Annotated in this window: 20 protein-coding genes and 1 tRNA gene; 9 read left to right on the forward strand and 12 right to left on the reverse strand. The window is 60.6% G+C overall.

From position 1 onward, the window contains the following. Nucleotides 1-10: 10 nt before the first annotated feature. Nucleotides 11-1,192 (reverse strand): CBS domain-containing protein, encoded by a 1,182-nt coding sequence (locus tag MK_RS00490; RefSeq protein WP_011018461.1) that lies wholly within the window; start codon nt 1,190-1,192, stop codon nt 11-13. A 112-nt stretch (nt 1,193-1,304) separates the two neighbouring features. On the opposite strand from MK_RS00490, the gene MK_RS00495 reads away from it, so the two are divergent. Both MK_RS00495 and MK_RS00500 read left to right on the forward strand, forming a co-directional pair. Further along, entirely contained in the window at nt 1,305-1,565 is a 261-nt protein-coding gene (locus tag MK_RS00495) for a hypothetical protein (RefSeq protein ID WP_148679383.1), read from the forward strand. Between the two features lie 6 nt (nt 1,566-1,571). Further along, nucleotides 1,572-3,371 carry a ribosome biogenesis/translation initiation ATPase RLI gene (locus tag MK_RS00500; protein WP_011018463.1) on the forward strand — a complete coding sequence of 600 codons (1,800 nt, stop codon included), beginning with the start codon at nt 1,572-1,574 and terminating at the stop codon, nt 3,369-3,371. A gap of 397 nt (nt 3,372-3,768) precedes the next feature. Here the strand turns inward: MK_RS00500 and MK_RS00505 are convergent, their stop codons facing one another. The 5 genes from MK_RS00505 to MK_RS00525 are packed head-to-tail and all read right to left on the reverse strand — an operon-like array spanning nt 3,769 to nt 6,873. Continuing rightward, nucleotides 3,769-4,320, reverse strand: a complete 552-nt coding sequence (locus MK_RS00505; protein WP_011018464.1) for a YfcE family phosphodiesterase — start codon at nt 4,318-4,320, stop codon at nt 3,769-3,771. Between the two features lie 31 nt (nt 4,321-4,351). Beyond that, entirely contained in the window at nt 4,352-5,131 is a 780-nt protein-coding gene (locus tag MK_RS00510; RefSeq protein WP_226988685.1) for a tRNA(His) guanylyltransferase, read from the reverse strand. Between the two features lie 5 nt (nt 5,132-5,136). Continuing rightward, a complete protein-coding gene (nadX, locus tag MK_RS00515; protein WP_011018466.1) occupies nt 5,137-5,925 on the reverse strand; it encodes an aspartate dehydrogenase in 789 nt (262 codons plus the stop codon). Further along, on the reverse strand, nt 5,855-6,490 hold the full coding sequence (locus tag MK_RS00520) for a hypothetical protein (RefSeq protein WP_011018467.1): 636 nt from the start codon (nt 6,488-6,490) through the stop codon (nt 5,855-5,857). Before MK_RS00520 ends, nadX begins: the two co-directional genes overlap by 71 nt. Nucleotides 6,491-6,501: 11 nt before the next feature. Continuing rightward, nucleotides 6,502-6,873 carry a PRC-barrel domain-containing protein gene (locus tag MK_RS00525; RefSeq protein ID WP_011018468.1) on the reverse strand — a complete coding sequence of 124 codons (372 nt, stop codon included), beginning with the start codon at nt 6,871-6,873 and terminating at the stop codon, nt 6,502-6,504. Between the two features lie 12 nt (nt 6,874-6,885). Between MK_RS00525 and MK_RS00530 the strand changes: the two genes are divergently transcribed. The 4 genes from MK_RS00530 to MK_RS00545 all read left to right on the forward strand — a co-directional run bounded on the left by MK_RS00530 (nt 6,886) and on the right by MK_RS00545 (nt 10,834). Next, a complete protein-coding gene (locus MK_RS00530) occupies nt 6,886-8,433 on the forward strand; it encodes a carbamoyltransferase family protein (RefSeq protein ID WP_011018469.1) in 1,548 nt (515 codons plus the stop codon). A gap of 4 nt (nt 8,434-8,437) precedes the next feature. After that, the gene (locus MK_RS00535) at nt 8,438-9,145 is read left to right on the forward strand and encodes a 2,5-diamino-6-(ribosylamino)-4(3H)-pyrimidinone 5'-phosphate reductase (protein ID WP_011018470.1); all 708 of its coding nucleotides are present in this window, start codon (nt 8,438-8,440) and stop codon (nt 9,143-9,145) included. Next, nucleotides 9,142-9,498 carry a zf-TFIIB domain-containing protein gene (locus tag MK_RS00540; RefSeq protein WP_011018471.1) on the forward strand — a complete coding sequence of 119 codons (357 nt, stop codon included), beginning with the start codon at nt 9,142-9,144 and terminating at the stop codon, nt 9,496-9,498. Before MK_RS00535 ends, MK_RS00540 begins: the two co-directional genes overlap by 4 nt. Before the next feature lie 154 nt (nt 9,499-9,652). Continuing rightward, nucleotides 9,653-10,834 carry a hypothetical protein gene (locus MK_RS00545; RefSeq protein WP_011018472.1) on the forward strand — a complete coding sequence of 394 codons (1,182 nt, stop codon included), beginning with the start codon at nt 9,653-9,655 and terminating at the stop codon, nt 10,832-10,834. Between the two features lie 47 nt (nt 10,835-10,881). Here MK_RS00545 and MK_RS00550 read toward each other — a convergent pair. Continuing rightward, nucleotides 10,882-10,960, reverse strand: a tRNA-Met gene (locus tag MK_RS00550). A gap of 87 nt (nt 10,961-11,047) precedes the next feature. Between MK_RS00550 and MK_RS00555 the strand changes: the two genes are divergently transcribed. Further along, nucleotides 11,048-11,632 (forward strand): dTMP kinase, encoded by a 585-nt coding sequence (locus tag MK_RS00555; protein ID WP_011018473.1) that lies wholly within the window; start codon nt 11,048-11,050, stop codon nt 11,630-11,632. Nucleotides 11,633-11,638: 6 nt separating this feature from the next. Beyond that, entirely contained in the window at nt 11,639-12,055 is a 417-nt protein-coding gene (gene hjc / locus MK_RS00560) for a Holliday junction resolvase Hjc (RefSeq protein ID WP_011018474.1), read from the forward strand. Here the strand turns inward: hjc and MK_RS00565 are convergent. After that, nucleotides 12,024-13,586, reverse strand: coding sequence for an asparagine synthetase B family protein (locus MK_RS00565; RefSeq protein ID WP_011018475.1), 1,563 nt, complete (start codon nt 13,584-13,586; stop codon nt 12,024-12,026). The two genes, hjc and MK_RS00565, sit on opposite strands and share 32 nt — an antisense overlap. A 63-nt stretch (nt 13,587-13,649) precedes the next feature. Here MK_RS00565 and MK_RS00570 point away from each other — a divergent pair, with 63 nt between their 5' ends. Continuing rightward, the gene (locus MK_RS00570; RefSeq protein WP_158295852.1) at nt 13,650-16,508 is read left to right on the forward strand and encodes a hypothetical protein; all 2,859 of its coding nucleotides are present in this window, start codon (nt 13,650-13,652) and stop codon (nt 16,506-16,508) included. Here MK_RS00570 and MK_RS00575 read toward each other — a convergent pair. Genes MK_RS00575 through MK_RS00590 form a run of 4 tightly spaced genes read right to left on the reverse strand, consistent with a single transcriptional unit; the run spans nt 16,445 to nt 20,900 of the window. Next, nucleotides 16,445-17,515 (reverse strand): RNA ligase family protein, encoded by a 1,071-nt coding sequence (locus tag MK_RS00575; protein WP_011018477.1) that lies wholly within the window; start codon nt 17,513-17,515, stop codon nt 16,445-16,447. The genes MK_RS00570 and MK_RS00575 overlap by 64 nt on opposite strands. 22 nt (nt 17,516-17,537) lie before the next feature. After that, complete coding sequence (gene thiC / locus MK_RS00580) at nt 17,538-18,827, reverse strand: phosphomethylpyrimidine synthase (protein ID WP_011018478.1); 1,290 nt, start codon at nt 18,825-18,827, stop codon at nt 17,538-17,540. Then, a complete protein-coding gene (locus MK_RS00585) occupies nt 18,824-20,182 on the reverse strand; it encodes an adenylate cyclase (protein WP_011018479.1) in 1,359 nt (452 codons plus the stop codon). Before MK_RS00585 ends, thiC begins: the two co-directional genes overlap by 4 nt. A 1-nt stretch (nt 20,183) precedes the next feature. Beyond that, nucleotides 20,184-20,900, reverse strand: coding sequence for a hypothetical protein (locus tag MK_RS00590; protein WP_011018480.1), 717 nt, complete (start codon nt 20,898-20,900; stop codon nt 20,184-20,186). Between the last annotated feature and the right edge of the window lie 10 nt (nt 20,901-20,910).

Genomic DNA, 20,910 nt, shown 5'->3' on the forward strand with positions numbered 1-20,910 from the left:
CACCGTCGGATCACGCGGTCCTTCTCTTGATCTTCGCCTTGACGGCCTCCTTCCTCCGGACTGTCTCCTCCTTCTCCTCCTCCCCGAGTACTTCACGGACCAGGTGCCGGATGGCGTTCTTGAAGGCTATAATCAGATCCCAGTCGTGGGCCTTGACCGAGATGACGTTCCGTGCGTCCTTGACGTGGATACGTACCGAGTACTTGTGTCGGTTACCCTCCTCGTGGTACCGCTTGATGTGGACCTCGACAGCCTCGATCGACGGGCGCATCGAGGCGAGCTTCTGAACGGCCGCGGCTATCGACTTACGGAGGATCACCAGGGTGAAGTCGTCGACGTCGTCTACGCCTTTCAGCGACACGAACACACCGCGCTTCCGCATCAGCTCGGGGATCTTGCGCAGGATGTCCCGCCTCGTCACGACTCCGATGGGCTCCTCGAGCTTATTGACGATCGGCATGCCCCGGATACCGTGCTCCACAATCTTCTCACATAGGTCAACCACGGTCTCATCGGGCTCGGCTCGCACACAAGGTGAGCTCATGATATTCTTCACCGGATGACCGAAAGCGGGCACTTTCTCGCCCTTGCGGTCCATCTTCCCGAGCCTGGTGATCGGCTTGATGACCTCACGGATGATATCCGTGGTGGTGACGATTCCTCGGAGTTTGTTCGCGTCGTTGACCACCGGGAGTCTGCTGATACCGTGATCGCGCATTATGGCTCGGGCCTTGGCGATGGTATCGTTCTCGTGAATTGTGATCACCGGAGTGCTCATCACCTCCCGAGCGTCGATCTTGGTTAACTCGTCCGACTCGCGCGCGACGTCGATGATGTCGTACTCCGTTACGAGACCCACAAACTCCCCGTCCTCCACCACGGGTAAGGCGCGGAGACCCGAATCGATCATCTCGGTGATAGCTTCGACGATGAGCGTGTCGGGGGTGACCGTTTCCGGCTTCATCATCACGGTTTCGGGTCTCACGTTCGAGATGTCCGCCACATGAGCGTCCACCACGTCGTAATACGAGATCATCCCCACAACCTTACCATCGTCTACGATGGGTATTTCCTTCACACCGTGGCGCTCCAACTTCGAGAATATCTTCGACAACGGCTCGCCGGGTTCCGCGGTGATGACCTCCTCAGCGGGCGTCATAATCTCCTCGACGGGGCGCTCAAAGATTTCCAACGGATCGCCCCCATAGATGTTTGACGGCACGACGATGGTTCCGATCACGGCAAAAAAGAAATCGGTACCGGACCCGCGCCGGCGTCGAGATGGCGAGATGAGGGTGGGTGACTTGAGTGGTGAGCCCGAATACAAGTTGGCGCTAGCGGCAGTTCACCAAGGGCTCGGGATCCTAGCCGGATACCTATGCGCTACGGGGTACTCTATCGTGCTCGTGATGGCCCTTTTGATCTTGCCGTTCGCCCTCGGTAAGGTCCTGGAGCGATTGCTGGAGCGAGAGCGTATCGGCGGCGCCAAGGGCTGGTTAGCGTACGGTCTAGGGGCGTACCTCTCGGCGTGGATACTAGTTTGGACGTACTTCATTAACCGGTAATCGGGGGTGGTATCGATCGGCAGGAGGGTAGCAGTCGTGGACAGGGAGCGGTGCAAAGGAGGATCCAAATGCGACTACGTCTGCCAACGTTTCTGCCCTGGGGTCAGGACAGGGCGTGAGACCATCACGATCGACGAGGACACCAACAAGCCCGTGATCTCCGAGGAACTGTGCTCCGGCTGCGGTATCTGCGCCCAGAAGTGTCCCTTCGATGCGATCAAAGTTGTACGCCTCCCCGAGGAGCTAGAGGAAGAATGCGTACACAAGTACGAGGAGGGAGGGTTCCGACTCTACAGGCTCCCCGTTCCCAAACCCGGGAAGGTCACCGGCGTGATCGGACGCAACGCGATCGGTAAGACCACCGCCGCTAAGATACTCACAGGAGAGCTCAAACCCAACCTAGGGGATCCTGAAGCGGACCCCGACTGGGACGAGGTGATCCGAGCATTTTCGGGCACGGAGCTCCAGGAACACTTCCGACGTATCGCGGACGGTGATCTCCGACCCGTCATGAAGCCGCAGTACGTCGAGGCCCTGCCCAAGGTCGTTAAGGGCCGGGTGAAGGACGTCCTCGAGGACGTAGACGAGCTCGGGGTTGTCGACGAGCTCATCGAGCGCCTCGGACTGACCGAGGTGACCGACCGACGGATCTCCGACCTCAGCGGTGGAGAGCTGCAGCGTGTCGCTATCGCCGCGGCACTCTCTCGAGACGCGGACTTCCTGGTTTTCGACGAACCGTGTAGCTACCTCGACGTCGAACAACGACTCTCGCTGGCCCGGTCACTCCGTGAGATCGTCGAGGATCGAGGTATTCCGATGCTCGTCATCGAGCACGACTTAGCCACACTGGACTACGTCGCCGACGTGGTGCACGTCCTCTATGGAAAGCGTGGTGCGTACGGTGTGGTGTCCAAGCCGATGGGTGTAGGCAAGGGGATCAACGCGTACCTGAAGGGTTACTTGGAGGCCGAGAACGTCCGCTTCCGGGACGAGGAAGTGGTGCTCCCGGAGAAACCGGCGGAGGCCGAGGCGGGTGAGCGAGACACCCTCGTGGAGTACGGCGAGCTCGTCAAGGAATACGACGGCGACTTCAGGCTCGAAGTGGAGCCGGGCGAAATTCGTGTCGGGGAGATCATCGGAGCCCTCGGGCCTAACGCCATCGGTAAGACGACCTTCGTTAAGCTCCTGGCCGGAGTACTCGAGCCTACCGGAGGAGGAGTCGATGTCGACGTTAAGGTCTCGTACAAGCCGCAGTACCTGGAGGTGGATTCGGATGAACCCGTCGAGCAAGTGCTACGAAGGACCGCCGGTTCGGAGTGGGGATCGAGCTGGTACCGGAGCAACATCGTGGAGCCACTGGACTTAGAGTACCTGTTCGATAGACCCTTGTGTGAGCTGAGCGGCGGTGAGCTGCAGCGCGTAGCCGTGGCGGCCGCCCTATCCCGGGAAGCCGATCTGTACCTTCTAGACGAGCCTAGCGCGTATTTGGACGTTGAAGAGAGGATCAACACCGCCCGCGTCATCAGACGGGTGATCGAAGCACGGGATGCTGCCGCCATCGTAGTCGACCACGACTTACTCCTGCTAGACTACATCAGTGACAGGATGATGGTGTTCGAAGGCGAGCCAGGAAAGCACGGACGTGCGAATCCGCCGGAGAGTAAACGGGAAGCCATGAACAGGTTTCTGTCGAACTTAGGCGTGACGTTCAGGCGGGACCCGGAGACACGGAGGCCGAGAGCCAACAAGCCCGGCAGTCACCGTGACCGTGAACAGAAGCGTCGTGGTGAGTACTTCTACGCGTAGGGGACCTCCCACGGCACTAGCCGACGAAAACGCGTCGGTCTCGAGCTCCACCGATTCTCGGACAGCAACATACCCCGACAACGTCCCGGAGGCCCTTTATGTTGAAATATGGAAACATAATTGTATTTTTAGGTTCATACGGTTTATGCATGATCCGTGCATGGAAGTTGAATGATAGTACGTAAATAGTATGGTACCAATGCATAGATTACATGAGCGTTATCGCATGGTCCGTGCAAGTGTAACGTATTATCGTCGAAGAATCGTAATATTATTTACGTACAATTTTTCGACAATCATACACAGACCGTAATATCCAACATCGAGTTAACGCCCGCGGGAAGTTCAAAAACTCGATTTATTTGCGGAAAAGACAGTTCGGAGCGTGGGCGGGGAGTCAGAGCTCCGTTTCGAACTCCTCAGTCTCCAACCGATCACCCTTGAGCATGTACAGCTTCATCCACACCTCTTTACCGTCGATGGTGCCGTACATGAACGACGGACCCGGGCTAGGACCTCCACCCGACGGTACGCCGGTAAGGCTCCCCGGGTTTACGATCAGCACACCTCGGTGCTCCTTGAACTCCGGCCTGTGGGTGTGACCCGTGAAGATAACGTCGGCCCCCTCTTCCTCGGCTATCGCCGCGAGCTGGTCCGGGTCGCCCCTCGGATGGACCCCGCTGCCGTGATCTACCGTCACCTTGACTTCTCCGATATCTTCGGTCACCCTGGGAGGTAGCGGGAGCCCGAAGTCGCAGTTCCCCACCACCATCAGGGCTTTTTCACCGAGTGACGCTATCCACTCTATGGTGTCCTCGGTCGTATAGTCCCCGGGTGAAATCACCACGTCCACGGGAGCGAGCTCCTCGATCTTTCGCTTCAGAGTGTGTGGAACTTCCTGCGCACGCTCGGGAATGTGAGCGTCCCCGAGCACCAGTACCGTGATCATCGCTAGCCCCCTATCCGCGTATCATCGGAGATCACTCTTCAACCTGATCGGGGGCCGGGTCGAGGGAGACGTACCCTTGGGAAGCACAGGCGCGGATGAGGCGCTCCCCTTCGCTTTCATCGAAGAACGGGGGCGCCCAATCCCGCGTCACCCGACGGCGTTGGACACCGTCCTCGTTCACGGCCACCCGGTAGGCGAGTATCCCTCGACGTTGCCAGGCCGGGGTTCGTCCGAGGTTGATCCCGAACTCTCGGTAGAGCAGCTCGTGCACATCGTGCGCCTTCATTCCACGGAGCCGCTCGGCGGCTTCCTTGGGTTTCAGTCCTCGCTCACGCAGCGCCCAGTACGCATAGGAGTTCAGGTGATTCCGCCAGGCCTCGTCCTGACGCCACTTGAAGTAGTCCACCAGGTCGTCGTCCGTGAGCACCACGCACCTGGAGTCGAAGGACACCGTCTCGCCGGTCGGATCTATCCCGTGGCGCTGTAAGGCCCGGAAGAAGTACGTGGAGGCGCAGGACGCCGATACGGACGTCAACTTTTCGACCCGACCGGAGAAGGGGACGTTGCCCCGGGGTATGAGCGCGTTAAGCTCGTCGGAGAACGTATAGACGAGTGTGATCCCCAGACCCGCGTCTCGAATCATTCGGACCGCCGTCTCGGCCATAGCTTCTGCGAACCGTCGGTCGTAGGGCTTCTTGAGGCCTAACCGGCGGGTGAGTTTGGTGAACGCCCTTCCGTCGATCCGCAGAACCAGGTGTGTGTTGGGGGGTACCCTAAGGTCCGCGTATACCTCGAGATCACAGGGTTCCACGGGCTTCAAGTGCCCACTCGAATCCCCTCGGTCATCCGCTCGATCAAAGCCACGGCGGAGTACGCGGCGACGGCGCTCGTCTTTGGGTTATCCGGGAGCGCTTCGTTCCTCAGCTCGAACCGGTACGTACCTGCGCTCGACTCAACCTCGATGACGTGCGTGTTGACTGAGACCTCGGGGTCGCAGACGATCCGAACTGTGACCAGTGAGGGGTCGCCTACGGCCAGCGACACGGCGGCCGCCACGTTGATGTTCTTGGGGAACTTGCGGACGGCATCCCGCACGGAACCTTCGTAGAGTACTGTCCGCTCGGAAACGTCCTTGTTCAGGGCTTTCGGAGGCTTGATGGTGGTGAGAGTGACCTCTCTCACCCGACCTCGCAGCGCTCGCAGCACGTCTAGACCTCCTACCGCACCGGACGGAACGTGAAGGCGATGTCCGGTGACTTCCGCGACCTCGCGACATCGACTCAGCAGGCCCTCCTCAAGCACCAGCGCTCCCACGCTCATCACGATCACATCGAACCTCTTCAGCGCGTCAGGTAAGAGGCTAGCCGCCGCTTCCACGGAGGCGGCCTCGAGCAGCACGTCGGCTTCGGCGCTCATGGCGTCATCTAGGTCGGTAGAGGTATCGCAGTCGGGGAACCACCGCTCGATGCGTTTGAGCTTCTCCGGGTGACGATCACAGACCAGAACCGGTTCCACCTTACCTTCGAGCCGTCCTTCACGGATCTCCCTCAACACCGTCGTTCCGATGCCTCCAGCGCCTACGAGCGCTAAACTCAGCTTCTTCATAGTCGACGATACCCTCCTTCAGGTACTCGACCAGACCCTCCGGAAGCATCGGCTTTCCCTCGGAGGGGTAGTCGCAATCCAATCGCACCGTATGACCCGGTGCGACCTCGATCTCGGGCCTCTCCACCACTTGTATCTCCTCCAACGGAACTCCACACTCGAGTACCGTGAGAGCCACTCTAAGGGCGCCGTCGATGCTGAAATGGTAAGGTCCTAAATGTCGAACCTCGGCGTCGGGGAACCGCGGTGTAAGCTCCTCCCGAGTACGATGTCGACGGGGGTAGTCGCCGAGGATACCTCCGACGATCACCACGTCGGGATCGTCCTCGGGAGTCAGAGGATCCTCGGCGTCCGGGTCGAGGACTATCACACGGTCGCCTCGAAGGGGGAGCTTGGACGCGGAGTACGGCAGTGCCGGATACTTGGCCTTCGCCAGCACCTCAGGGTCCGCGTTCGTGACCGTGAACTCCCACCCGTGCTTCCTCGCGGTCCGGTAGGCCTCCATGTACTCGAGGTCGAGCCAGGGAGACCACCGGTCGAGATGTTCCACTATCGCCACGGACATCACGCGACACCTCAGATCTCCAGATCTGAAGGTTTAGCCGGTGAGCTCTCCTGCTTCTTCCTTTTCCCTTCCTCCCCGGAAGACGCCTTCTCCGGAGATTCGATGATAATTATGTCCCCGACGGCCTTCACCAGCTCCGCATCGACGGTCTCCGTGCGCCTACCTCCCCCACCGGGAAGCGGTAACAGACCGCCGCCAGAGGGTTGCTCAGTGACGATCACCAAGAACCGGACGAGATCGCCCGTCCTGGGGTCAAAAGTCACGTCTTCGACGGTACCGACCCGACGGCCGTCTTCGGTAAAGACCTCCATTCCGAGAAGCCGTTGGAACCTCACGTACCTCTTCCTGTATTCCTCCTCGTTGCTACTCTCACCGTTCGTCACGGGGGATCCCCCGTGGAGGTCGTGGGGATTCATCACGGGCACGACGCGGGTGCCGCCCTGATCCGAGACGGGGAGATTGTAGCGGCAGCCAATGAAGAGCGGTTCTCCCGTAAAAAGTTCCACCGTGGGTTTCCGGAGCGATCGCTCCAGTTCGTCCTCGAGCGTAGTAATGACGTCGACGTCCTCGCGGTGGCCGGACTGTACCGGAAACGCAAGGATTTGGAGCGAGTACGGGACATCGCCGAAGAGCTGGAGGTGCCCGTATACCTAGTCGAGCACCACGCCGCACACGCGGCCTCGGCTTATTATACCTCAGGGTTTAACCGGTGCCTGACGATCACGGTCGACGCGGCCGGTGACGGACTCTCCGCCACGGTTTGGGTCTGCGAGCGCGGAGAGATGCACCGGGTCTCGACGGAGTCATACTACGACTCCTTAGGCGATTTCTACGCGAACGTGACCGAACTACTGGGATTCGAGCCGATGAAGGATGAGGGTAAGGTCATGTGCCTCGCCGCCTACGCCGAACCGGATCTGAGATCCGTCGAGTGGATCAGACGCGAAGTCATCGACGTCGAGGAAGGGAACATCGTCAACCGCCTCGGCGCGATCTCGGGAGAGGCCGTACGCCGCCTCAAAAGGTCGAAGCTCGCTAAAATGGGGCGAGAACGTGCCGCCGCCGTGGCTCAAGAGGCGTTGGAGGAGTTACTGCTGGAATACTTCGGGCACTACGTGAACGAGTACGGAGAGAACCGCATAGCCTACGCGGGCGGGGTGGCCGCGAACGTCGTGGCCAACATGAGGCTGCGAGAGGAGCTCAATATTGACCTCTTCGTGCACCCGAACATGGGTGACGGCGGTCTCGCGGTCGGAGCGGCGCTGTGGGCGTGGGCGGAGGAGGAGCTCGCCCGTGGGCGGAGACCCGAACCGCGACGTTTGGAGGACGTGTACTTCGGACCTGAATACGATAGGGAAGAAGTGCGTAAGGCGCTGGAAGAGCATGACATGACGGACCGGGCGGAGTACGTGGGGAAAGACCCCGACGCCATCGTCCGCAAGCTGCTGGAGGGCAAGACCGTAGCATTGTTCCACAGCCGTATGGAGTACGGCCCCAGGGCGCTCGGAGCCAGGAGTATTCTCGCCGACCCGCGAGATCGGGGCGTGGTGGATAAGCTCAACCGTGATCTGGGTCGGGACCCGTTTCAGCCCTTCGCGCCGACGATCCTGTCCGAGGACGCCCCGGAGTACCTCCGGAGGCCCTGTGAGTCACCGTTCATGACCCTAGCCTTCCGCGCCACGGATACGTTCCGCAGGAAGGCTCCGGCGGTGGTTCACGTCGACGGGACCACACGTCCACAGACCCTCCGGGACGAGCTGCCGTTCTACCGAGAGGTGATCGAGACGTTCCGAGAGGAGACCGGGTTAGGAGCCGTCCTGAATACCAGCTTCAATCCCCATGGTGAGCCCATCGTGTGCTCACCGAGAGACGCACTCGAGGCGTTCGAGCACGGTGTTGCGGACGTCCTGTGGATCGAAGGCTACATGATCGAGCGGGGGTGAGCTCGTGCCGCGGCCGAAGGTCCTGTACAACGTTGGGATGACGGCGGACGGGAAGGTCGTGACCGCCGCCGGAGATTCCAGGATCTCGGGCGAAGAGGATCTCAAAGAGGTCCACAGGTTGAGAGCAGAACACGACGCGGTGGCCGTGGGGATCAACACGGTGCGGAAGGACGACCCCATGCTGAACGTGCGGTTGGTGGAGGGAGAAGACCCCATCCGAGTCGTGTTCGACACCGAGTGCTCCATTCCGCTCGACTGTCGCCTAGTTCGCACCGCTCGGGATATCCCCACGGTCGTGCTCTGTGCCGAGGCCGACCCGGGTCGCGTCGAGAAGCTCGAGAAAAGAGGTGTGAAGGTGGAGGAAGTCGGTGCCTGTGAGGACGGCGTCGATGTGGAGCGTGGGCTGGAGCTGCTCTACGATATGGGAGTACGAACCTTGCTACTCGAAGGTGGGCCAACGCTGGCCTGGTCCTTCTTGAAGCGCGGCCTGATCGACGAGTTCCGTGTGGCCGTGGCTCCCGTGCTCGTGGGCGGGTCCGACGCGTTGACGCCCGTAGAGGGTGAGGGGTTCCCGCGTGTCGATCTCGGAGTGGGCCTGGAATTAAAACGGGTGGAGCGAGTGGGGCGCGACGTGGTGCTCTGGTACGAGGTTTCCGGATCCGCCGCCGACCTGGCCTCCGAACACGAAGAGGCTCGGGGGAGATCGTCATGAAGTGTCCGGAGTGCGGGACCGAGATGCGATCGGAGCTCCGGGACGATGGGGTGGAACTCCTCAGGTGTCCCGAGTGCGGCAAGGAGATCAAGCGCGTCCCGTCGTACCGGGAGTTCGGTCTGAAGTGCCCGAACTTCTTCGAGATGACGGTACCGGAGTGGGACGAAGAAGTGCTCGGGAAGGAGGTTGTGGTGGTCGTCAAGTACCGTTCTCCGGACGGTTACCGCCGCCGCAAGATCCGGGGTAAGGCGGTGCGGATCGACAACCGAGGCAACCTCGTGATCCGTCGAGAGGACGGTTTCGAGGTCTCGTTGTACCCCCAAGTAGTCGAGAACATCAAAGTACTGGAGTGAGTCGGCTCCCGCCGGTCCGGTCATCGGCCGTAACGGCCTCCCAGATCCCCACCGGAGATCCCATCCTCATCCCACCGGAGGGCACATGGTGCGCCACAGGTATTAAACGGATCTCGAGCCGACGGGCGGCCGAGGGTTCGACGGGGGTGAGCCGGTGCGAGCGGCGGTCACAATGATAGCCTTCGTGGTACTCATGAGTCCGGTTTGCGCGGAGGTCCACATACTGACGTGGGCCGGCGAAGGGGCCGACTCCACCTGCGTCGCTAGGACTAAGGAGATAGTGGATTGGTGGGACACGTACAGGGCGATCGGTCCCGATACCACCATCGTCTGGCATTACACGACGAGAGTGGACCGTTGGAGGACCGTCCTGGAGACGGGGACCGACCCACTCACCGGAGCCCGGATCAGCGTGGTGTACGTCCCAGGGGGCTGGCATCCCGAGCGTTATTGGGACTTCGACTGGGTTCGAGCCCTCTACCACGCGCAGATCGACCTCGGCATCGGATACGTCGGTATCTGCGCGGGTGCCTACCTGCACGCGGGTAACACCACGTACTCCACCAGCGGGCCGGGACACGATGACGTGCTGCAGGACGGGGTCACGGTAATCGACGGCATGAACGGACCCAACAGGATATGCCGTGTACTGATACTACAGGACAACCCGCTGACCCCGGAATGGACGTGGGGCAACGTGTTCACGTACAAGTACTGGAACGGGCCGGGGTTCGGGCCGGAACCGGGTCTCGAGTTCAACAGTTCGTACAAGTGCTGGGTGAAGATCACGAACATCGAAGGCCGCGAAGTGATGATCAAGATCTGGCCGGTGGGAGAGTACGTGGACACGTGCAAGGGCTGGGCGATAGTCGCCGGACAGTACTTCGTCAAAGAAGGCGACAAGTGGGTACCACGCGGCCGGTTCGTACTCTTCGGACCGCATCCGGAACTGACGTCGAGAACGGGAGCCCATGCGCTGCTGGCCAAGGCCATCCTGTGGGCGGCGGGAGCCAAAGTACCGATGGAACCCCAGCCGTCGCCGGTCGTCCAGGTGGTACCCAAGGGAACGATCCCGAAGGCCCTGGTAGCGGCCGTCGTGGCGACGGCACTGACCTTCGTGCTCCCGGAGGACGTCAAGGAGGAACTGTTCACGGCGTCGGACCCGATCACCCAAGGGATATTCGAAACGATTTCCAACGTAATCCAGGACAAGCTGGGGCTCGAAGTACCTCCGGAGGATCTACTGACGGTGACGGTGGCGACTGTAGTAGTCTACGCCCTTGAAGCGCTAATCGAGTGGCTGTTCGGAACGGCGCCCGCCCCGGCCTCCGCATAACCTCCCTACGGGCATTTTGTTATGAATCCGATAACGATACCGGGCATTGGTAGCGGGGCCGGGATTTGAACCCGGGACCTCCGGGTTATGAGCCCGGCGGGATGGACCTGGCTACCCCGCCCCGCTGCCGGCCATACGGGCTTACGACCGTGGGATTACATGAATTTTTCGGGCCTCGAAAACCCCGATACCACCCGAGCGGGGAGGATGCGTATGGGACTGTACCTGGGGGTCGAGGGCATTGACGGCGTCGGCAAGTCGTCCGTGGTGAACCTAGCCGCGGAGTTCCTCGAGATCCACGGGCTCGAGGTCACCACCGTGAGGGAGCCTTCCACCGACATCGGACGTGAAGCCTTGGAGTGGGACGACCCCTACCTCCAAGCCCTGGCCTTCACCCTCGACCGTATGCTCACACTTAAACGGGTGGACTTCGAGGCGGCCGACGTCGTCCTGTCCGACCGTACGTTCCTCAGCACGCTCGCCTATCAGTCCGCACTGGGCGCCGACATGCGGTGGCTGCTGGAACTCCAACGCCCGGTCCCTAAGCCCGACGTCGTGTACATCATCGATCGAGAACCGCTGGCGGAGGACGCGACGTTCGATAAGGAGTTCCTGGAGCGCGTGCGGAACCGCTACCGGGAGGCGGCGCGACTCATCGAGGAAGAGTTCGACGTCGAAATAAAATGGATCGAGGCAGAGGATATGGACAAGGAGGAGATCGCCGAGCTGATCGTAGCCGACGCACGCCGGAGACTGGACGACCCGCTGGGGATTCCCGACGACCTCCTCGAGGGGTGACGGACGGTGAGCTACCGACGTGGCGCCGACTTCGAGCGTCAACTGGTACGCTACCTCCGAGAGCACGGGGGTGAGGCCGTCAGGGTGGCCGGATCCGGGGGCGCCGTCGACGTCGTGGGTTACGCACCGGCGATGGGACACGTGGCCGTCGAGTGTAAGGTCCGCCGCGATGACAGGTTGTACGTCGAAAAAGAGGAGATCGAGGGTCTGACGACATTCGCGGAGCGGTTCCGCGCGGAGCCGTTGATAGCTTGGAAGCCACCCCACGTTCGAACGGGTCTCCCGCTTAACGCCGTCCTCTTCCCGCCCGACCTGATGGAGGAGCGCGAGAGAACGTACGTAATCGACCTGGAAACGGCCCTCGAGGAAGGGATCGACGCCTCCAGGCTCGTCACCCGGCCCTTAGATCACTATCGAAGGTGAGCACCCGTTCCTCCAGGAACTCCGAGATCTCCGGCTCTACACCCAATCTAGCGCACTCCCTCTCCACTTCCTCAACGGACGGCGCCTCCCACGGGAACCCGAGGTATTTGCCCACCAGTCGCAGGAACAGCTCCTTGTGGCTCCGGTATCCGAGACGCTTAGCCACCGCCCGCTTGATACCCAGTTCCCGCACGAGCTTGTCCAACATCTTGGAGGTCAACGACCCGTACTGAGTAGCCCGCTTCCGCCTCTCCACCACGAAGTCCGGGAGTCCGAGCTCCGCCGCGACGCGCCTCAGGGCGCGCTTGCGCAGATTGTCCTCGGGCCCCGAAACGTTCTCCCTGGGGTCGATACCCAGACCCGTCCTCACAACGTCCAGGTCCAGGTATGGAACCCGCAGCTCCACCGAATGGTGCATGCCGGCCTTATCGTCCCGCTCCAGGTTCACGGCGTGTATCGCGGCCACGTCCTTCCAGAGTTCCCACGAGAACCGATCCCAGTCACCGTAATGTCGCAGGTGCCGGTGGTAACCACCGAGCAGCTCGTCCGCCCCCTGACCCGAGAGCATCACCCGGATCCCGTCGTCGGACATCGCCCCGGCGCAGGCCAGGATCGGGATCCCCACCTCCACCTTCATCGGGTTCCAGGTTTCGACGGCGTAGACCGTGGCGACTACGTACCGCTCGAACTCATCCTCGAGGGATACCGAGACGAACGGCCATCCCATCTCGTCGCACAACCGTTCGGCGACCTCCACGTCGTCCGAACCCTCGAACCCCGCGGCGTAGCACTTAACGTCCACGTACTCGGACGCCAGTTTCGCCACCGTCGAACTGTCCACCCCGCCCGAAAGTACCACACCCACGCGCTCCGTCTCCTCCACACGCTCCCGAACGGATCGCTGAAGGACCTCTAGCAGGTCTTTCCAGGAGCTTCTCCCCGGTCTCGACCTGGGGACGTCGACCACGTTCCTCAGCTCGACACGACCGTCACGGAGCACGAGCAGCGCTCCCGGTGGTACCCTACGTACGTCGCGGAACCCGGCCGCCCACAGGGCCTTGCGCTCGGAGGCCACGGCGAGCCCGGCCTCCACGCAGTAGTACAGCGGACGCACGCCGATGGGGTCCCTGGCCGCGACCACCGTGCCGTCCCTGAAGGCCGCTACGAACGCGTACTCGCCCCGGAGTACCCGAAGTGCCGCCGCCGCGTCACGTACGGATCTTACGACCTCGAACACCGCCCAGGAGTCCGACGGCGCGTCCTCGACGAACCTCCGGTAGTTGTAGATCTCCCCGTTCACGGCCACCGCCCGATCCTCCTCGACGATCGGTTGGACCGCTGAAGCCTCGCCGCGCACCCACAGCCGGACGTGGCCTAGGACCACCTCACCCTCCGAGGGCGGCTCCTCGGAGAACTCCACACCGTCGTCCGAGACCGAGGCGAAGCCCCGCCCGTCGGGCCCCCGGTGTTCCATCGCGGTGACCATCGCGGCGATATCGTCGTCACCGACCGCACACGCGATACCGCACACGTTATCACCCCGTAACCCTTATTCCACGTAAATCCACGGTGGTAGTTCGGCGGGGGGTGGACTTTGGCTCCTATGGTGGTCTTAGCGTTCGTTTTGATCCTCCTCGCCCTAACTCCACTCCAGCCTGTTCAAGGCCAAGAGGTCGGGACGCTAGCGGAACACCTCAGGAAGGCGTATGGAGAGGACTGGCCCCACTACGCCCCCTGGGTGCACTCGGAGATTAAAGTAGCAGATGACGTCAAAGCGTACAACCTCCGCGCGGTGGACCTGGGGTACGATCTAGTTCCTGGAGTACCTGCCCATGGCGTCCTCGTGGCGTACGCTTCCTCGAGCAAGGTAGGGCTAGCGTTCGTCAACAGGACCGGAGAGTTCTTCAAACTCTGTGAAGTACCCCTCGAAGCCCCTCCCAAGTACCGTGAAGGATTGGATCTCGACTACATGGAGGCGGAGGGAGACAGCACCAAAAAGACCGTGCTGATAGCCTGGGGGGCTGACAACAGACTGTACGCGCTGAGGGTGAAACTTGGGGTCTACCGACCGCACGAGAACGCGAACTTCCCGGCGGTTGCCGAAGTATCGAACCCTATCGAGATCGATTTGCCGCCGGGCTATACGGACGTCAAGCGGGTGAGAGTGCTCGCGCTGGGTGATAAGTTCGTCGTGTTCTTCACCGCTCGACGAGAGGATAAGCCCACTGAGGAGTACGGTTACGACTTGTTCTACGCACTGATAGACCCCGACGGAACCGTAAAGTTGGGTCCGAAGGACTTTGGATTCCAAGATATAATGGTCTTCCAGGTCAAACCCCTGAACGGGCCCTCTCTGATAGGGCTCGCCTTTATGGGACGATGGCGCCAATACATTGCCGGAGTATGGTGGGTTACAATGCGACTAGAAGGTAACTCGATAAAAGTTATTCAAACGACCCTGATCAGCGATTCAGATTTTGAGATTCCCTGTGTAGAACGCGCATTACTCGACTTCAGTTTTTACCCAATAAACAGTGACGAATACTCCGTACTGGTAGTGTGGAACGATTGTAGGTGCCCAAAAGTACTTTTTGAACGAATCGCACAGCTTGTACCTGGAGCCGAATTTAGATACAGAAAAGATAAAACATGGGTCGTCTATGGGCAGCGACTTAAGGTCGACAAAAATGGTTATACGAGTAAGTTAGGGAAGAATTTTCCTGTCATGTATTTAATGACAGTAACACAGACCACAACACAGACCATTTCAGGAGGAGCCGTCGAGAGTTGGGACATCACGTTCGGAGAAATTGACTCTGTTACCGTATATACAACTCATGGGTCGGAGGAGAAATATTTCGTTGTCGATGCCTCAATCAAAGTCTTCGATGTTGCCATATCGAAATGGTTGAACTACGCGCGCACTGGTGAGTTCGAGGAGAAGAATACATATGGCTTCGATATCTTATCAGTTCCACTACCGGTAAATCCAGACAGCCCGGGAATAGTAGGTACTGAGGTGGATATGGCCGACGTGGAAGTTTCCCTGACGAATTTTGGAACCTCTCAAACCAAACAGAAGTGGGTGGCCTATCCTGTATTCAATAAAGGAGGTTGCGAAATAATACCGAAAGACCAGCCAAGTCCGGAGTGCTTCATATACTTATACGGTACAATTCAGTTCAACGAAACGCACGCTACTGAAACTCCAATAGTGGCCGCAGACCAAACTGATGTAAAAGCAAGATTACTTCCAGACGGAGTTATTATTGAAGGATTCATTGAGAACATAAATAAGAAGCCATCCCTATTCGTAATGCCAGTAGTAGCGGTTGTAGGTCCTGTAAAGGACATATATTTAGAATACGACACACCGGATGAATTACTACACAAGTACATATATCCGCTGGATCCGTTCACCGTACTGAAGTTCCGGCCAATCCGTACCGAAGATCATCCCGGCGCTCAAGTTGGACCTGTAACGTATGATCTAAGATCGCAACAGCCCGCCCTGCCGACCGTGTACCTGGAGGTATCGTACACCACGGATTTCAGTGATCGGGTGCCTGCCGGACCTGCGCTAGTCGAAATACTCGGACCGGCACCGCCGGAAGAACCGACCCCAGGTACCCCACTATCGGGCTACGCGATCATAGGTGACCCAGAGGTCATGAGATCCGAAAACGTCGAGATAGAGAGAATCGTGAACGAGGAGTTGGCAGAAACCCAAGTACACGTGAAGTTCTTACCCCCGGCCGTCGAGACACTCGAACGCATAGCACAGGTAGTAGCGTCGGGAACCATCGATAGGGAAGCGGTACGAGAGGCCGCGAGTGACGCCCTGGACGAGCTAAGTAAGTACCTGAAACAGTACAACCTGCTACAATCCCCGAGCGGTATCCCCGCCGAAGTGGACAGCGCCCTACAAACGTTGGGAGAACTCCGTGATCGTGCTCAAGACATGAAGGACGAGGAACTAGTCATGAAACTAAACACCGTCATAAACAACCTTAAGCGACTCGTGGAGGGTACGTACCACGTCTTCGTTCTCTACCACCCAGTGGGCTCGGTTCAGGAGTACCCGAAATCCATCGAAAACCGTGAAGACCTGAAGCGTCTCGTCAACGAGCTCGCTTACACCGGGGTGACCTCGTGGATCCCCATCGACGTGGACTGTGAGGTCCCGAACGTCGTGCCTCCGGAGACACGCACGGAAACGAGCGGTACCGCCCTAATCACGGAAGTACCGGTAGTGCTTCCGCCCACGGAGTCCCATTCATCCGCACCGAAAGCCGGAAGCCAGGGGCAAAGAGGGACGGAACCCGTCAAGCCACGGGGGTCGGCCGGAGGTACCTCCTCGAACCCTACTCCGTTACTGCCGATAGTCCCCTACAGGCGTGGACTGTCCAGACCCAGACTCAGGAGACGATCCTGCACCCGCAGGGCTCGCTGAGTGCGTTCGGAGAGTTTCCTCCACTTCTTGTCCAACACGCCCCGCTTACCCTCCAATTCCCTCAGGTTCTTGTGCAGCACTTTTGTCTGGAGCAGCTGGGCCGTGATCCGACCGGCGACCTTGTGCGAACCGCGACGGGGCGGTCGTCCGTCGAACTCTCGCCTCAGGAACCACGGACACCGTAGCTTGACCGCGTGGAGCTTGTCGTCGGTCTCCACCATCGGCTTCACGCAGAGCCCCTCACACCAGTTCCGCTCGAGCCTGTCGAGTTCCCGCTCGAGGTCTCCCGGGTCCGGGTCGACGACCACCCGCCATCTGGGGGGTTCCGTGGACAGACGGCGACACTCGCGGAGCTGCTCTGTTCTCGGTGCTGTGATCTTCACGCTCCCTTCGAGCATGTCCAGCTCGTAGAAACAGACCCTAGGTTCGAGCTTCCCCTCGGCTACGGCGGACTCGAAGTCCGGTTTGACCTGGTTCTCACGGAGGAAGCGCTGGATAAGCTCGTGATCGGGGTCCAACTCGCAGACTCGGGAGAACAGCGGTTCGGGTCGGCACTCGTACCGTTTGCCTTCCAAGTACACGAGTTCCGCCGTGAGATCCGAAGGTTCGCCGTCGAACAGTACCTCGGTTTCCAGTCTCCCGGCGAGCTCGTGCAGTCTGGGCGACTCCTGGGAGAACAGGTCGTAGGGAAGGAGCTCGCCCTCCAGGATCGTGATCCGGTCGAACTCGCCGCGGAGGTCCTCCCAAGGGGGCTCGATGTCGAGCCCCCGGAGGTACTCGTCGGCGTCCACCCAACCCCTGGTGTGTGCGAGGAGGCGGTCCCCTTCCAGGTACACGCGGACGTTCGTCCCGTCGAGTTTCTCTTCGAGGACCAGCTCACGGTCCGGGGAAAAAGCGCGGAAGAGGCGTAGCGTGGGTTCGGGCTCCTCAGGACGGGCGGCGGCCATGGTCCGCGTCGCGGTGATCCGGAGGCCCTCGGGGATTTTCGGCGGTGCTTCCTCCCGCATCGTGACGGTTCCCGGGTTCGGATTACCGACGCTCCTCCAGTGCGTCTTTCAGTATTTTGATAGCGCAATACTCCCCGCACATCGAGCACAGCTCCTTGGCCTGCGGCGGGCGTTCCTCCCGGTAGTGTCGTGGCTTCTTCGGGTCGATGGCGAGCTCGAACTGACGGTCCCAGTCCAGGTTCCACCGTGCTTCGGCCATCTCCTCGTTCTCTCGGCGGGCGTACTTCATGCCCCTGGCCGTGTCGGCGGCGTGAGCCGCAATGCGTGTCGCGATCACGCCGAGGATTACGTCCTTGACGTCCGGGAGCGCCAGGTGCTCGGCCGGGGTCACGTAACACAGGAAGTCGGCACCGTGGTACGCGGCGATGGCCCCGCCGATGGCCGCGGCGATATGGTCGTACCCCGGAGCCACGTCGGTCGGTACGGGACCGAGCACGTAGAACGGAGCCCCGTCACACACGCGCTTCTGCAGTCTCACCACCGCCGGTATCTGGTCGAGCGGCACGTGGCCGGGTCCCTCCACCATAGCCTGCACACCGGCCTCGCGGCACCGGTCCACGAGCTCCCCCTGGACAACGAGCTCCCGGTGTTGGGCGGCGTCGTTGGCGTCGAGCACGGATCCGGGACGCATCGCGTCGCCTAGGGATAGGGTCACGTCGTGCTCCCGCGCGAGCTCCAGGATGTAGTCGAAGTTCTCGTACAGGGGGTTCTCGGCGTCGTGATGGATCATCCAGGCCGCAACGATGGCACCGCCGCGCGAAACGATCCCGAGCGCTCTACCCCTCCGGAGGACGTCCTCGAGCGCGTCCAGCGTGACCGCGCAGTGTACGGTCATGAAGTCAACACCGTCCTCCATGTGTCGCTCGATGGCCCGCAGCATGTCGTCCTCATCCATGTCCACGACGGCCCGTCCCCGTCTGGTCATTTCCACGGCCGCTTCGTACACGGGCACGGTCCCTACGGGCACGTCCACGGCCTTCATGATCCGTCGACGGATCTCTCTCAGGTCTCCACCCGTGCTGAGATCCATCACCGTGTCGGCACCGTGATCGACCGCTGCACGGGCCTTCTCCACTTCGAGGTCGGGATCGCAGACCTCCGGGGATGTTCCGACGTTGGCGTTGATTTTCACGCGGAGCCCTTCACCTATGCCGACGGGCCGGACCTCGTCCCGACGGTCCGCGTGGGCCGGGACGACCACCCGTCCTTCGGCCACTCGTCTCGCGAGCTTCTCCGGTCGGACGCCTTCCTCCTCCGCGATCTTCCGGACCGTATCGGGTACCGTCCGCCTACACTCTTCCATCAGGGTCACGGCGTACCTGCCCCTGCCCGCGCTGCCATGGTCTTAGCCAAGTTCATGAGTTGTGAGAACAACGCGTTCATTTCGAGGACCAACGGTCGCGGTAGGTAGTGCTCCCGGACGTACAGTCCGAACCAAGCGGCTGATAACGTTACGAGGACCCAGATCAGGAACCACACCACGGCGACGGATGCCGAATCACGGTTCCTATGGGCGGCTGCGATCGGGAAGTATACGAAAAACGGCAGTGCCAGGTACGGATGTAAGGCTGTTAGGGAACCTACGATGGCCGACGCGCCGACGGCACGGACGGACTCGGACGGGATGCGCCCGAATATCCTGACGGCGTAGTCGGGTGGTTCCACGTACGCCACGAGGTAGGGTCCGAAGCGGAATGCTATGTACGAGCAGTCGTAGTCGACACGCTCACGGACCGTTACAGCGTTTTCGGCGGCGCGACCCCTTGAGTCGCCTATCCCGATCTTTATCTTGACGTCGTCTTCCGTTAGCCGACCCACGATCTTGATCGCGGCCCTCAGCGCCCGGCTTTTGGTGGGGAACCGGGCTATTACGTCGTCCCCTCCCCTGCGATGGTCCAGTACGACCCCTTCTTCCTCGTTGATCACGTCGATTACCCTGCTCATTATACCCTCCAGATACCGACGTCCGCGCTCGCGGACTAGCTCGGAGGACCCAACGATATCTAGGTAGAGGATACGGTCGGGCGCGGTGTTGGTTCGGCGGGGTGGGGGAAGCGGGTCACCACCCCGGTGGATGATCCACTCCGCCCCGATCTTGGAGAACGCGGCGAACTCGGAGTCGGCGTGACGTTCGGCCTTGGCGAACCGTTCGGTGGCAGCGGCCTGGGTGAGACCGATAGCGGCGCTACCATGCAGCCGCAGTGGGACTTGAACCGCGAATCGTAGTGCGTGGAATTTAGAGGGGGCTTCCACGGTCGCCTCGCCTCCTCCGCACTCCAGCACGGTACATTGGCACTCGTGGGCGAGCGACTGGAGGTCGTTCTCGTTCCTGTATGTGCAATACACGTATCTGGTTTCATCCAGCACTATCTTGCTGACGAGCGCCACCTCCGGGTCGTCGTACTTGAATTGTTCTATCTTCGTCAGTCCGAACCCTTCGCGTCGTAGCTCCTCCGCCACCTCACCGAGCTCGTTGGAGATTACCTGGGGAGCCGGTAGAGGGTATCCCTCGAAGCGCGTTAGTAGCATGTACATGGAGTTGAGCGTTTCCACTATTTCCCGCTCCTCCTCGGTGATCGGGTCGTACTTGGTACCGCAGGCGACGATCTCCCCATCGACCCGCGGGGAGGCCGAGAGTTTCACGAATAGGCGTGAGGGGTGAATCATTTCACTCCACCTCTTCGGGCGTTTTGACGCGTACCTTGTAGTCTCCTTTCTCGACCAACAGGCTTTCCTTCACCACCACGTACGGGAACTTCAGATAGACGGTGCGGGTGGCTACGGTGCTGGCTATGAAGCGGGCGAGACGGATCATCGTCGGCTTCAGGTCTTCGCCCACTAAAACCTCCACCTTGAAGGGAGGTCGTTCCTTCGCGACCTCCGAGGAGTGAAGCGCGAGCACTCCGAACTCTTCGGGCCCCACACACAAGTCGTTCCGAACGAGGACCAGTGGTGTATGGTCGAGATCGAGCTCTTCCCGGGCGGTGACGGCGATCGCTCCGGCTTTCTCCCGTAACTCCCGGTAGTTGCGGGGATCGACGGCGATGAAGCACACGTAACGGTCTTCCTCCGCCACTGGCTCGAGCTCCTCCTCGGCGACAACGGTTTTCACGACGGGGATCTTGCTGAGGAACTTGTCCAGTACAGTGTCGACCCCCTTGAGTGAGAACTCGAGACCCGCCATTCCACCTATTTCCCTGACCACTTCCCTGGCCACACTACGGACGTCGAGTTCGGCGTGCTTCTTCAGGTCGTACACGGGGTAATCCCTTTTGGCTAACGCGTCGAGGACCTGGAGGCTGACGTCGGCACCTATACGCTTCGCCTCCTCGTCCGGGATCCACACCTTATCCTTACCCGCGTCCGACCTCTCGGCCTTGGCCACGTTCGTCACC

Source organism: Methanopyrus kandleri AV19 (assembly GCF_000007185.1).
In the GTDB taxonomy this organism is placed as follows: domain Archaea; phylum JAADCQ01; class Methanopyri; order Methanopyrales; family Methanopyraceae; genus Methanopyrus; species Methanopyrus kandleri.

Bases quoted from the DNA above. Each gene is read 5' to 3' on its own strand.
- MK_RS00585 (WP_011018479.1), bottom strand. From the start codon at position 20,182: ATGATTCACCCCTCACGCCTATTCGTGAAACTCTCGGCCTCCCCGCGG.
- MK_RS00575 (WP_011018477.1), bottom strand. From the start codon at position 17,515: ATGCGGGAGGAAGCACCGCCGAAAATCCCCGAGGGCCTCCGGATCACC.
- MK_RS00520 (WP_011018467.1), bottom strand. From the start codon at position 6,490: ATGTCCGTGGCGATAGTGGAACATCTCGACCGGTGGTCTCCCTGGCTC.
- MK_RS00505 (WP_011018464.1), bottom strand. From the start codon at position 4,320: ATGATCACGGTACTGGTGCTCGGGGACGCTCACATTCCCGAGCGTGCG.
- MK_RS00540 (WP_011018471.1), top strand. From the start codon at position 9,142: ATGAAGTGTCCGGAGTGCGGGACCGAGATGCGATCGGAGCTCCGGGAC.
- MK_RS00555 (WP_011018473.1), top strand. From the start codon at position 11,048: ATGGGACTGTACCTGGGGGTCGAGGGCATTGACGGCGTCGGCAAGTCG.
- nadX (WP_011018466.1), bottom strand. From the start codon at position 5,925: ATGAAGAAGCTGAGTTTAGCGCTCGTAGGCGCTGGAGGCATCGGAACG.